At 61.9% G+C, this 13,650-nt stretch carries 11 protein-coding genes; all 11 read left to right on the forward strand.

Annotated features, from left to right (window positions below; genetic code table 11):
• Positions 1-2 precede the first annotated feature (2 nt).
• The 11 genes from HED64_RS11850 to HED64_RS11900 all read left to right on the forward strand — a co-directional run bounded on the left by HED64_RS11850 (position 3) and on the right by HED64_RS11900 (position 13,568).
• Positions 3-1,607, forward strand: a complete 1,605-nt coding sequence (locus HED64_RS11850; protein ID WP_168152209.1) for a GMC family oxidoreductase — start codon at positions 3-5, stop codon at positions 1,605-1,607.
• Positions 1,608-1,788: 181 nt separating this feature from the next.
• Positions 1,789-3,009, forward strand: a complete 1,221-nt coding sequence (locus tag HED64_RS11855; protein ID WP_168152210.1) for an amidohydrolase — start codon at positions 1,789-1,791, stop codon at positions 3,007-3,009.
• A gap of 271 nt (positions 3,010-3,280) precedes the next feature.
• Positions 3,281-4,351, forward strand: a complete 1,071-nt coding sequence (locus HED64_RS11860) for a BMP family lipoprotein (protein WP_168152211.1) — start codon at positions 3,281-3,283, stop codon at positions 4,349-4,351.
• Between the two features lie 114 nt (positions 4,352-4,465).
• Positions 4,466-6,046: an ABC transporter ATP-binding protein gene (locus tag HED64_RS11865; protein WP_168152212.1), complete on the forward strand. Its 1,581-nt coding sequence runs from the start codon at positions 4,466-4,468 to the stop codon at positions 6,044-6,046.
• Positions 6,043-7,290, forward strand: coding sequence for an ABC transporter permease (locus tag HED64_RS11870; RefSeq protein WP_168152213.1), 1,248 nt, complete (start codon positions 6,043-6,045; stop codon positions 7,288-7,290). Before HED64_RS11865 ends, HED64_RS11870 begins: the two co-directional genes overlap by 4 nt.
• Positions 7,287-8,603: an ABC transporter permease gene (locus HED64_RS11875; RefSeq protein WP_425351797.1), complete on the forward strand. Its 1,317-nt coding sequence runs from the start codon at positions 7,287-7,289 to the stop codon at positions 8,601-8,603. Before HED64_RS11870 ends, HED64_RS11875 begins: the two co-directional genes overlap by 4 nt.
• A 7-nt stretch (positions 8,604-8,610) precedes the next feature.
• Positions 8,611-9,030: a cytidine deaminase gene (locus HED64_RS11880; protein WP_370630947.1), complete on the forward strand. Its 420-nt coding sequence runs from the start codon at positions 8,611-8,613 to the stop codon at positions 9,028-9,030.
• Positions 9,031-9,095: 65 nt separating this feature from the next.
• Positions 9,096-10,409: a thymidine phosphorylase gene (locus HED64_RS11885; RefSeq protein ID WP_168152214.1), complete on the forward strand. Its 1,314-nt coding sequence runs from the start codon at positions 9,096-9,098 to the stop codon at positions 10,407-10,409.
• Between the two features lie 191 nt (positions 10,410-10,600).
• Positions 10,601-11,320, forward strand: coding sequence for a DedA family protein (locus tag HED64_RS11890; protein ID WP_168152215.1), 720 nt, complete (start codon positions 10,601-10,603; stop codon positions 11,318-11,320).
• An 87-nt stretch (positions 11,321-11,407) separates the two neighbouring features.
• Positions 11,408-12,616 (forward strand): adenosine deaminase, encoded by a 1,209-nt coding sequence (locus HED64_RS11895; RefSeq protein WP_168152216.1) that lies wholly within the window; start codon positions 11,408-11,410, stop codon positions 12,614-12,616.
• Positions 12,617-12,875: 259 nt separating this feature from the next.
• Complete coding sequence (locus tag HED64_RS11900) at positions 12,876-13,568, forward strand: MazG nucleotide pyrophosphohydrolase domain-containing protein (protein WP_168152217.1); 693 nt, start codon at positions 12,876-12,878, stop codon at positions 13,566-13,568.
• Positions 13,569-13,650: the final 82 nt, after the last annotated feature.

The raw sequence follows: 13,650 nt of genomic DNA on the forward strand, positions 1-13,650 counted from the left end.
GAATGGAGAACCTCAACGTGGGCAACAACAACGCATCGACTCCTGAGACCGAATTCGACTACATCATCGTGGGTGGCGGATCTGCCGGCGCAGCAGTGGCAGCCCGGCTTTCCGAGGACCCGTCCGTCACGGTCGCGCTCATCGAGGCGGGTCCGGATGACCGCGGCATTGATGAAGTGTTGCAACTGGATCGCTGGATGGAGTTACTCGAGTCGGGCTACGACTGGGACTACCCCATCGAAGAGCAGGAAAACGGCAACTCGTTCATGCGCCACTCGCGCGCCAAGGTCATGGGTGGATGCTCGAGCCATAATTCCTGCATCGCGTTCTGGGCTCCGGCCGAGGACCTGAACGCCTGGGAAACCGAGCACGGGGCCACCGGGTGGAACGCAGAAACCGGGTACCGGCTCTACAAGCAGCTGGAAAATAACGAAGATGCCGGGCCCGAGGCTCCCCACCACGGGGACTCGGGACCGGTGAAACTGATGAACGTGCCGCCGAATGACCCCTGCGGGGTTGCGGTGCTCGATGCCTGCGAACAGGCAGGAATCCCGCGGGCCACGTTTAACAACAATCAGACGGTGCTCAACGGGGCAAACTTCTTCCAGATCAACAGGTTGGAAGATGGAACCAGGTCCTCCTCCTCGGTTTCTTACATCCACCCGATCGCGCAGCGGGAGAACTTCACGCTGCTCACCGGGCGCCAAGCCAGCAAGCTGCGCTTCAACGAGGCCAAGGCCTGCATCGGCGTGGATGTTCTCGAGGGTGCCTTCGGGCGCACCACACAGCTGAGCGCCCGCCGCGAGGTCATCCTCTCTGCCGGCGCCATCGACTCGCCGAAGCTGCTGATGCTCTCGGGCATCGGCCCGGCAGCGCACCTGGCCGAGCACGGGATCAAGGTGCTCGCCGATTCCCCGGGCGTCGGCTCGAACCTGCAGGATCACCCCGAGGGTGTGATCCAGTGGGAAGCCAAGAAGCCCATGGTCACCGAATCCACCCAGTGGTGGGAAATTGGGATCTTCACCCACACCGTGGCGGGCCTGGACCGCCCCGATTTGATGATGCACTATGGCTCGGTGCCCTTTGACATGCACACGCTGCGCCAGGGCTACCCGACCTCGGAGAACGCCTTCTGCCTGACCCCCAACGTGACCCGGGCCAAGTCCCGCGGCACGGTACGGCTGCGCAGTAGGGACTTCCGCGATAAGCCCAAGGTCGACCCGCGCTACTTCACCGATGAGCAGGGCCACGACATGGAGGTGATGATCGCCGGAATCCGCAAGGCCCGCGAGATCGTCTCCCAGCCGGCCATGGCCGAATGGGCCGGAACCGAGCTGTACCCGGGGCCGGAGGTGCAGAGCGATGAGCAGATCGCCGACTACATCAAACGCACCCACAACACCGTGTACCACCCGGCAGGGTCGGTGCGCATGGGGGCGGACGACGATGAGATGTCCCCGCTTGATGCGCAACTGCGCGTGAAAGGCGTTTCGGGCCTGCGCGTGGCCGATGCCTCGGTGATGCCGGCCCTCGTCACGGTGAACCCGAACATCACGGTGATGATGATCGGTGAGCGGTGTGCCGAACTGATCAAGGCCAACGGCTAAGAGCTGCCCCAACCCAGATGCCCCGGTGCCTCCATGAATGATCTTCGTGGTTTGGCATCGGGGCATCTGGCATGAGGGACGGGGCGTGGTTTGGAGCTAAAGAAGTGATCGGAGCAACAATAGGAAGCGCACTGCACAAGCGTGGGCAGAAACGCGTATTGTCGGTTAGGTGCGCACGAGTATGAATCAAGACCTGACATTGCCTTCCGTCAAGCCCTGGGTGAAGCCCATGCTCGACGAACTGGTGGACTTCCGTCGCGAAGTCCATGCCAACCCTGAGCTGTCGTTTGTGGAGTACAAGACCACCGAACGCATCATGAGCAAGCTTCGTGCGGCGGGTCTGACGCCCGTGACCCTGGCCGAGATCGGGGATGCGGAGACCGGCGGGTACGTTGACATCGGCACCGGGCCCATCGCCATGGGATTGCGCGCCGACATTGATGCCTTGCCGATTCTTGAAGAAACCGGGCTCGACTACGCATCGGTTGTTGCCGGGGTGGCCCATTCCTGTGGCCACGATATTCACACCACCGTGATGCTCGGGGTGGCCCTGACGCTGAAGGCCATGGATGACCAGGAGCCACTGGGCGCACGAATTCGGGTGATCTTCCAGCCGGCCGAGGAAAAGATGCCAGGTGGCGCGTTGTCGGTGATTGCCGCCGGCATCCTGGACGAGGTCCCACGCATTTTGGCTTTGCACTGCGAACCACGCATCGATGCCGGGAAAATTGGCACACGTATTGGTGCCATCACCAGCGCCTCGGACACCATCAAGATTGAACTCACCGGTCGTGGCGGGCACACCTCCCGTCCGCACCTGACCGAAGACCTGGTCTTTGCCATGAGCCAGATCGCTATCAATGTGCCGGCGGTCTTGAGCCGACGCATCGACGTGCGTAGTGCCGTCTCGGTGGTCTGGGGACAGATCCACGCCGGCAGCGCACCCAACGCGATCCCCGCCACCGGATACTTGGCGGGCACCATGCGCTGCCTCGATGGCGAAGCCTGGGCCGGAGCAGGGGACTTGCTGGACGAAGTGGTACGTCAGGTCGCCAGTCCCTACGGGGTTGAGGTGAAGCTCGAACACATCCGCGGTGTGCCCCCAGTGATCAACACCGAAGAGGAAACCGACCTGATTGAGGACTCGGCCCGTGCCGAGATAGGGTCCGCGGCCATTGTTCTGACGCCGCAATCCATGGGCGGGGAGGACTTCGCCTGGATGACCAACAAGGTTCCCGGTGCCATGATGCGCTTGGGCACACGTACCCCGGGAGGCGAAGATTATGACCTGCACCGCGGGGACTACATTCCCGACGAGGCAGCCATCGAGGTCGGCGTGACGGTGATGGCAGCGGCATCACTGCGGGCGATCGCGCAGCTGAAGTTGGCGCAGGAGAGTTAGAGCGGTCCCGGAGCGTTATCTGCTTGTAACACTTTCTTTATCGACTCGGTCACAATGGGCGCTAGGCTATGTAGTTGTGAAGCCGTTCTTTCCGAATGTGCTGGGGGCCACCCGGTGGTTCCCAGCGCGTACCGAAGGATCCCGGATTCATGTCAGCACCACAGGTTGCTGGCGGCAATGACCCCCATCGTGAGCAAGAACTCGGAACGGTAACTCCTGAGACTTCGAAGCCACGGTACTTGTAGCTCGTAACTCAATGGAGGAAACCCATATGCGCATCATCAAGCGCAAGGCCGGCATGGCCGCAAGCATTCTCGGCATTTCTGCCCTCGTTCTTTCCGGCTGCGGTGCGGCCCCCGAGGCAAGTACGTCTAGTTCCTCGGCTCCGACCGTCGACTACACGGCTTGCATGGTTTCCGATGAGGGTGGATTCGACGACAAGTCGTTCAACCAGGCGTCCTACGAGGGCCTCGTGAAGGCCCAAACCGACTTGGGTGTCAAGATCAACAAGGCCGAGTCCAACTCCGCCACCGACATGAAGCCGAACATTGAATCGATGGTCAGCGCAGGCTGCGACATCGTGGCGACCGCCGGCTTCAACATCGGCGATGCCACCTTGGAAGCTGCCAAGAAGTACCCAGAAGTTAACTTTGCCATCGTCGACTACGGGTACAAGACGCTTCCGGCAAACCTTCGCTCGTTGAGCTACAACACCGACGAAGCCGCCTTCTTGGCCGGCTACTCGGCAGCCGCATACTCCAAGACCGGGAAGGTCGGGACCTTTGGTGGTGCCGAAATCCCGACCGTCACCATCTTCATGGAGGGCTTCCTGCAGGGCGTCAACCACTTCAACGAGGTCAAGAACAAGGACGTCAAGGTTGTTGGATGGGGTAGCTCCAAGTCCTTCGTCAACGACTTCACCGACACCGTGAAGGCCCGTCAGATTTCTGACAACCTGTTGGCCGATGGCGTGGACGTCATCATGCCGGTGGCAGGTCCGCTGGGTCAGACGGCAGTAGATGCCGTCAACGAGTCTGCTTCCACGACCGACGCCGTTGTCTGGGTTGACACCGATGGGTTCGACTACGCCAAGAACGGCAAGGATGCCGTCTTGACCTCGGTCATCAAGGAAATGGGCAAGACCGTCGAAGAATCCATCGAGATGGGACTGAACGATAAGTTCAAGTCCGAGGCCTACGTGGGTACCCTGTCCAACGGCGGAGTTTCACTCTCGCCGTTCCACAACTTCGCCGACAAGGTCCCCGCCGATCTGCAGTCCGAGGTTGATGCACTGAAGCAGGACATCATTGACGGCAAGATTAAGATGTCCGCCGCCAAGTAACACGTACACCGAGCACGGCTTTGGCCGGGAGGGCTGCGCCCTCCCGGCCAAAGCCGCCTCATCGGTAAGCTGAAAACGAACCACGCAACCCACCTTCCAAGGGCGGAACACGGAATGAAGTTGGAATTACAAGGGATCACGAAGTCTTTTGACGGATTCGTGGCCAACGACAGTGTTGATCTCGTCGTAGAACCGGGACAGGTCCACTGTCTGCTGGGGGAAAACGGTGCTGGCAAGTCGACCCTGATGAATGTGCTCTTTGGGCTCTACGAGCCCACTGCGGGCAGGATCTTGGTGGACGGGAAACCGGTAGTCTTCCGTGGCCCCGGCGATGCCATGGCGGCAGGAATCGGCATGGTGCATCAGCACTTCATGCTGATTCCAGTATTCACCGTTGCCGAAAATGTTGCCCTAGGCAACGAAAGTACCGGGGTCGGCGGCATCCTGAATCTCGAGGAAACGCGCCGTTCGATCAAGGAAATCTCCGACCGCTACGGCTTCGACGTTGATCCCGACGCGCTGGTTGAGGACCTGCCGGTAGGCGTCCAGCAACGAGTTGAAATCATCAAGGCTCTGGTTCGCAAGGCGAACCTATTGATCTTGGATGAGCCAACAGCCGTGCTGACTCCTCGGGAAACCGACGAGCTGATCTCCATCATTGGCCAGCTCACGGATTCCGGAACCTCCATCATCTTCATTTCCCACAAGCTCCGGGAGGTCAAAGCCGTCTCGGACAAGATCACCGTGATTCGCCGTGGCAAGGTCGTGGGCACCGCGAACCCGGATGCGCCCGCCACCGAACTGGCATCGCTGATGGTCGGTCGAGCCGTGGATCTCTCCCTTGGTCGCACCCCGGCCATCCCCGGAGATGCCATCTTGCAGGTACGCGGGCTCAACGTCCTGAGCGAAACCGGCATCCCCGCGGTTGATCAGGTGTCCTTCGACGTGCATGCTGGGGAAATCCTCGCCGTTGCCGGTGTCCAAGGAAACGGACAGACCGAACTTGTTGAGGCCATCATGGGGCTGCAAGACAAGGCCACCGGATCCATCTTGCTGGGCGGCGCTGAACTGCTAGGCCGTAACGTCAAGGACATCATCAATTCCGGTGTTGGTTACGTCCCAGAAGATCGCAGTACCGACGGGCTGATCTCTTCCTTCACCATCGCCGAGAATCTGATCTTGAACCGCTACGACCACGCGCCGATGGCTCAGGGCGTGGCACTCAAGCTGCCGGCGATTGCCGCCAACGCCAAGGAAAAAGTTGCCGAATACGACATCAGAGCAGGGTCCTCGCAGGCCCTCGCCTCAACACTCTCCGGTGGCAACCAGCAAAAGATCGTTTTGGCCAGGGAATTTTCACGCCCGCTGAAGCTCTTCATCGCTGCCCAACCCACCCGCGGCGTGGACGTCGGCTCGATCGAGTTCCTGCATCGCCGGATCTTGGCCGAACGCGATGCCGGCACCCCGGTCATCATTGTCTCCACCGAACTCGATGAGGTCATGGAGCTTGGGGACCGCATCGCTGTGCTCTTCCACGGGCAATTGATGGGCATCGTGCCGGGTAACACCAGCCGCGATATTCTTGGCCTGATGATGGCCGGGGCAAATGCCGAAGAAGCCCTCGCCGAGGTCGCTGCGCAGCAGGTTCCGACCACGATCAAAGACGAACCGACGTTGCCGGGAGGCATCGCATGACCAGCACCATAAAGAAACACAACACCACCCTGGGGACGCGTCTGCGCGGCTCATTCTTCTTGGTGTCGCTGCTCGCCATCGTGCTTTCCCTGATCGTCGGTGGACTCTTGATCGCCGTGACCGATGAGGAGACCGCCAAAGCGGCAAAGTACCTCTTTGCCGCCCCCGGCGACACCCTCAGCGCGGCATGGAAGGCAGCGGCAGGTGCCTACGCAGCCATGTTCCGCGGCGCCATCTTCAACTATCAGGCCGAATCCTTCACCGGCATGATCAAACCGATCACCGAAACCCTGACCATGGCAACCCCGCTGATCACTGCGGCGCTGGGTGTGGCTCTGGCCTTCAGGGCCGGTTTGTTCAACATTGGTGCCCAGGGTCAACTGATTATCGGTGCTGTGCTCGCCGGCTACATTGGCTTCACCTTGAACCTGCCGTGGCCGCTTCACATCCTACTGGTGGTTCTTGCCGCGGCACTCGGTGGCGCCCTCTGGGGCGGCATCGTGGGCTTGCTCAAGGCTCGCACCGGTGCCCACGAGGTGATCGTGACCATCATGCTCAACTACGTGGCCGTATACCTGTTGGCCTTCCTGCTCAGTACGCCGATGATGCAACGCCCCGGTTCCAACGACCCGGTCAGTCAGATCATTCACGATTCGGCAAAATACCCGCTGATCTTCGGACCCGACTTCCGGGTTCACTTCGGACTCATCCTTGGCCTGCTGGCAACGTGGGGCGTCTGGTGGCTGCTTGAACGCTCCACCCTCGGCTTTGAACTCAAGGCAGTGGGCGCCAACCCTTCGGCATCACGCACCGCGGGCATCAATACCACCCGCGTGACAATTCTTGCCATGGTGCTGGCCGGTGCTCTGGCCGGCATGGCCGGAGCATCCCAAGTCAGCGGCACCGAACACTTTGTGGTGGGCGGTGTGGCGGCAAGTATCGGCTTTGACGCCATCACCGTTGCACTGCTGGGCCGTTCCCGCCCGCTGGGTGTACTGGTAGCTGCCCTACTCTTTGGTGCCTTCCGCGCCGGCGGCGTGGCCATGCAAACTCAAACCGGCACACCCATCGACATTGTGCTTGTGGTTCAATCACTGATCGTGCTCTTCATTGCGGCGCCGCCGCTGGTGCGTTCGATCTTCGGAATGAACGCCCGCAAGGCACGCGCGGCAGCAGCCGATGATTCCAAGAACACCACACCGACCCCGCCGAGCGGCACCGTCACCTCCGGGAGCACCCTGTGAAAACCACCGAATCAACTCACGCTGCCCCCGGGCACCGCGCCTCCGGCAAAAACACCGGAACCGTCGTCCCGGTCTTGGTGCGCGATAGGAAACCCGTGATCGGTTACGGGATCGGCGCATTAATCGCACTGCTGTTCTTTGCCATCGGTGCCCCCTCGGCGTTGGCCACCTTCAGGCTTTCCTCTGCCGGGGACGCCGTTGAATTACCGCCGCTGGCGATCCCCTCGGCGGCGGCCGGTTGGGTACTGGCGGCTCTGCTGGTGGCAGCCACCGTGTATGCCTGGCTCAATCTGCGCGCCGGGCGGAAGAACCCTGGCTGGCTGGCTTTAACCTACGGCCTGGCTTTCCTGATGGCCTTCCTGATCTGGGTGGTGGGTTCGGCGAATAACCCGAACATTTCCCTGATCACACTCCTGGGCGGTTCGATCGCCTTGGCCCTGCCGATGGTCTTCGGCTCGCTCTCCGGCGTCTTGTCCGAACGCTCCGGCGTGGTGAATATTGCCATCGAAGGTCAGCTGCTGCTTGGTGCCTTCGCCGCAGCCGTCGGCGGATCGATCACGCAGAACGTTTATGTGGCCCTGATCTGCGCAGCAGTCGGCGGTGTGGTGGTTTCGGCACTGCTGGCCCTGTTCGCCATCAAGTATCTGGTCAACCAAATCATCGTGGGCGTGGTGCTCAACGTGCTGGTATCGGGTCTAACGGCGTTCTTGTTCGGTACGCTGCTGGCTCCGAACGCCGACGCGCTCAATTCCCCGCCGCGGCTGCGTAGCTTCTCGATCCCCGGCCTGGCCGACATTCCCATCCTGGGACCGTTGCTGTTCCGTCAGACCCTGCTGGGCTACCTCATGTTCGTTGCCGTGGCCATCGTCTGGTTTGCGCTGTACAAGACGCGCTGGGGACTGCGGGTGCGTGCCGTGGGTGAGCACCCCAAGGCTGCAGACACCGTGGGTATCAATGTGAATCGGACCCGCGTCATCAACGTGTTGATCGGTGGTGCCGTGGCCGGACTGGGTGGTAGCTATTACACGCTGGTCTCGGTCAGCCAGTTCTCCCGAGACATGACTGCCGGTGCGGGCTTCATCGCCTTGGCGGCGCTGATTTTCGGCCGCTGGAACCCGCTCGGCGCGTTCTTCGCCGCCCTGCTCTTCGGCTTCGCCACCAACCTGCAATATGTTCTGGCGCAGGCGGGAACCGCCGTACCCAGCCAGTTCATGGCGATGCTGCCCTACGTGGTCACCATCTTCGCCGTGGCCGGGCTGGTCGGTAAATCACGGGGCCCGGCGGCCGCCGGCGAACCCTATGTGAAGGGCTAGGCCTAGCGTGATCACCGATGCGACTAGTTCCCTGCCGCCCGTGGATGAAGCAGCTTGGGAGGTGCTGCGCTTGGCCGCCATCACGGCCAGAGACCGCGCCTACGCACCATATTCGAAGTTCAAGGTGGGCGCCGCGGCGCTGACCGAGGACGGACGGGTGATCTCCGGCTGCAACGTGGAGAACGCCGCCTACGGGGTGACGCTGTGCGCCGAATGCTCGATGATTGGTGAACTCTTTGCCACCGGAGGCGGTAAATTGCACGCGTTCTACTGCGTGGATGCCAGCGGCACCGCGCTGATGCCCTGCGGACGCTGCCGGCAGCTGCTCTCCGAGCATCGCGGTGAGAACATGAGCCTGATGACCCCACGCGGCATCATGTCCATGGACCAGGTGCTTCCCGACGCCTTCGGCCCGCACAACCTATAAATCATCTGCCCCGCCCGCCACAGAATGGCGCGGCGGGGCAACTTTTTTACAGAAACGGAGCATTCATGAGCACCGAGACCTTCGACGCCGTTGACATCATCCGCGTTAAGCGCGACCGCGGCACCCTTTCGCCAGAACAGATCGACTGGACCATCGACGCCTACACCCGTGGTGTCATCGCCGAGGAACAGATGGCGGCGCTGAACATGGCCATTTTGCTCAACGGCATGGACCGCGCGGAGATCTCGCGCTGGACCACCGCCATGATCAATTCGGGGGAGCGCATGGATTTCTCCACGCTGCGCACTCCGGCCGGGTTGGCGCTGCCCACCACCGACAAGCACTCCACCGGCGGTGTGGGGGATAAGATCACCCTGCCGCTGGCCCCATTGGTTGCCGTTTTCGGTGTGGCGGTCCCGCAGCTCTCGGGCCGTGGACTCGGACACACCGGTGGCACGCTGGATAAGCTCGAATCAATCTCCGGCTGGCGGGCCGAGCTGTCTAACGCGGAGATGATGGCTCAGCTTTCCGAAGTGGGCGCGGTCATCTGCGCCGCCGGCGCCTCCCTGGCCCCGGCCGATAAGAAGCTCTACGCGCTGCGCGATGTTACCGGCACGGTGGAGTCGATCCCATTGATCGCCTCCTCGATCATGAGTAAGAAGATCGCCGAGGGCACCGGTGCCCTGGTCTTGGATGTGAAGGTCGGCTCTGGTGCCTTCATGAAAAAGCTTGAGGACGCCCGGGAATTGGCCCGCACCATGGTGAACCTTGGCACCGACGCCGGGGTGCGCACCGTGGCACTGCTGACCAATATGGACACCCCGCTGGGACTCACCGCCGGCAACGCCATCGAGGTCCAGGAATCCCTGGAGGTACTCGCCGGCGGGGGACCGGCGGACGTGGTGGAACTGACCATCAGGCTAGCCACCGAGATGCTTGAGGGCGCCGGGGTGCGCGATGTTGACGTGGAGGCCGCCCTGAAAGACGGCCGAGCCATGGATAAGTGGCGTGCCATGATCTCCGCCCAGGGCGGGGACAACGACGCGCCGCTGCCGGTGGCCAAGGAATCCGAAACGATCTACGCCCAAGCCGATGGGGTGCTCACCGGCCTAGATGCGATGGATGTGGGCGTTGCGGCGTGGCGCTTGGGTGCCGGGCGTGCCCGCCGGGCGGACCCGGTGCAGGCGGGTGCCGGGGTGCGATTGCACGCCAAGCCCGGGGATGTGGTGCGCCGTGGTGCACCATTGGCCACGATGCTCACCGACACGCCGGAGCGCTTCGAGCGGGCACGAGACTTGCTGATCGGGGCGGCCACCATCTCCCCGGAGGGCAGCCGTCCGGAGATGAGTCTGGTGCTCGATCGCATCGATGCCTCCTAAAGCGGTGAACAACCATCCCTCCGTGATCCGCAAGGAGGAGGGATGCGCCACACTATTCAGCCTGCGGAATGATGCGCCGGGTACACAAAGTGCGGGAGAATAAGAGTCACGTGGCTCTTGGGACCACGCTTGTGTGCACCGGCTATCTCTTCCCGGAGCACACATCACCGTTATGGAAAGCCGGTTTGTGAGTGGACCTGATCAATGAAGCCATCGTGCACGCGGCAAATGCGTGGTGGATCCTTCCGGTGGTGTGCCTATTCTGTTTCATCGACGGATTTTTACCGATCCTGCCCTCCGAGACGTTGCTGGTGGCACTGGGCGTTGTTGCAGCGGGGACCGGGATCCCGAATGTCTACTTGCTGATCCTGGCCGGTGCCGTCGGGGCGATCGTGGGAGACCAGGTGGCCTACCGCTTGGGTCGGCGGATCGGGACCGAACGTTTTGGGTGGATGCGCAGACCGCGCACCCAAAAGCTCTTTGCCTTTGCCCGGCACGAGCTGAACCGGCGCGGGGCCATGCTCATTTTTACCGCCCGCTATGTGCCCATCGGGCGTGTGGTGGTAAACCTCAGTGCCGGCGCCACCGGATTCTCGCTGCGCCGCTTTACCCTGCTTGATGTTATTGGCTGCCTGACCTGGGCCAGCTATTCGGTGGCCATCGGTGTGGTGGCAGGTGCCTGGTTCCACGACAACCAACTCTTAGGCATCATCCTTTCGGTCGCTCTGGCAATTGTGATGGGAACACTGATCGACAAGCTCAGCCACGCCATATTGGTCCGGCTCGGACGTCGCAGCCACGGTGGAGGACAGACCAGCGACGGTATCCCGCAGACGGGTACGCTCGATCGCCCGGTGCGAGTTCCGGGCGACGAAAATGGTGAACTGGGCCTCGGGCCCGGCGGCCAGTAGAACAGCTGCACGGCCTTGGGTGAACATTTGGTCCAACACTGCACCTACCCACTGTCGGAAGCCGCATTGCCCCGATAGGCTGGGCAGGTGACTGACGAGCTGATTCACCTTGCCTATGACCCTTCCTTCGACTTCCGGGCGCTGCCCAAGGTTTCGTTGCATGACCACCTAGATGGGGGATTGCGCCCGCAAACCATCATCGAGCTGGCCGAAGCAGCGGGACACCAACTTCCTTCCACCGACGCCGAGGAACTTGGCGCCTGGTTCCGGGCTGCGTCCGACTCCGGTTCGCTGGAGCGCTACCTGGAAACCTTTGACCACACCATTGCCGTGATGCAGACCAAGGACGCGCTGCGTCGGGTAGCTAGCGAATTTGTTGAAGACCTTGTTGACGACGGTGTGGTTTATGCCGAGGTCCGCTGGGCTCCGGAACAGCACCAGCGTGAGGGACTCTCCCTTGACGACGTGGTGGAGGCTGTTCAGGACGGACTCGAAGAAGCTTCGCTGCGGCTCACCGAGGCCGGCACCCCGATCCAGGTCGGTCAGCTACTGATCGCCATGCGCCACGCTGATCGTGGCACCGAGATCGCTCAGTTGGCCCTGCGTCATCGCTCGCGCGGCGTGGTTGGATTCGACATCGCCGGTGCAGAAGACGGTTTCCCGCCCTCGAATTTGAAGGAAGCCTTCGACCTGCTGGCCGAGAATTTCTTCCCCACCACCGTCCATGCCGGTGAGGCAGCGGGGTTGGATTCCATCAAGGACGCACTGCTGGTGGGTCGCGCTCAGCGCCTGGGCCACGGCGTGCGTATCGCCGAAGACATCGAGATCCAGTACGGCGGCATTGATGACGACGGCGAAGAGGTTGATGAGGACACCGGATTGGTGAACCTCGGCCCGGTGGCCAACTGGGTTCGCGATCGCGGCATCGCCCTGGAAATCTGCCCGTCCTCCAACCTGCAGACCGGCGCTACCGCCGCCTTCGGCGAGGGCATCGAGACCCACCCCGTGGATCTGTTGGTGCAGACCGGATTCAACGTCACCATCTCCCCGGATAATCGGCTGATGAGCGGCACCACCCTGTCCGACGAATTTGAGCTCCTGGTGGAGGCCTTCGACTACGACCTCGAAGACATCCTTGACCTCACCCTGAACGCCGCCGAGGCAGCGTTCCTCCCGTTGGAGGAACGCGAAGCACTGGTTGATTTCATCAACGAGGCCTACGACGCGCTGAACGACGAGGACGAGGATGACCTTGAGTACGAGGGCATCGAAGATGAGGACGACGACGAGGACTAGTCCTTAGCGTCGTAGTTCACCGACTGCCGGTGTGTTGGTGCCCGTCTTGGGGCAGCAACACACCGGCTTTTGTGTTTTTTCAGCAGTGCCGGGGTCCGCACTGTGACGCAGCTAAAAGCCGTCGCCCCCACGCGGCGCGGGATGCATCGGATATTCTTGGGTGCGGGCAACGACGCCCGCATCATTTTGCGCCTCACTAGGTCATCCCGCAACGGATAGGTCTAGGCGGATGCGCGGCGTGCACCAGGGAAAGGCATCCATGAGCCAGCAGGTCGACCGACTCGTTGAGATCATTTCCCTCTTGCGTGAACACTGCGCCTGGACCGCGGCGCTGAGTCATCAGTCCCTGGTGACCTACCTCCTGGAGGAGTCTTACGAGCTCACCGAGGCCATCGAGACGCATGCTCCGGACACCGAACTTGAGGCAGAGCTCGGAGATATCCTGCTGCAGGTGGTGCTGCATGCCGCGATTGGCGCGGAGCGTCACTCCTTCGATTTTGATTCCATCGCCGGCTACCTTAGCGCCAAGATGGTTCGCCGAAATACCCACATCTTTTTCCCCGATGGCAGCCTGCGCGAGTCCTTCCCGAGCTCGATCCAGGAGATCATCGAGTCCTGGGACAAGGCCAAGCGTGCGGAGAAGCCGCAGAACACCTCGGCCGCCGCCGGGATGCCGGCCAATCTCCCGGCCCTGCACTATGCCCAGATGTTCATTTCACGAACACGTCGCCATGCGGCCATCACCGAGACGCCCGATATCTTCGAGACATCAGGGCAGCACAACACCAAGAATTCCGTTCCCGATTCGGCGGCCCCCGCGGGGTTCATTCCGAAAAATGAACAGGAGCTGGGCGAGCATTTGCTCGCCCTCTGCGCCACGGCAGCAGCACGCGGGCTCGACGCCGAGCGGGCCCTGCGAACCGTGGTGCAACAACGCGTTGGACGCACCTAGGCCAAAACGCGCAACACAACTTCGTGAACTAGCTCTCATGCAAGCTAGGCTAGGGGGCAGGCAACGGCGCCTGCATCATGCA

Source organism: Paeniglutamicibacter terrestris (assembly GCF_012271785.1).
In the GTDB taxonomy this organism is placed as follows: domain Bacteria; phylum Actinomycetota; class Actinomycetes; order Actinomycetales; family Micrococcaceae; genus Paeniglutamicibacter; species Paeniglutamicibacter terrestris.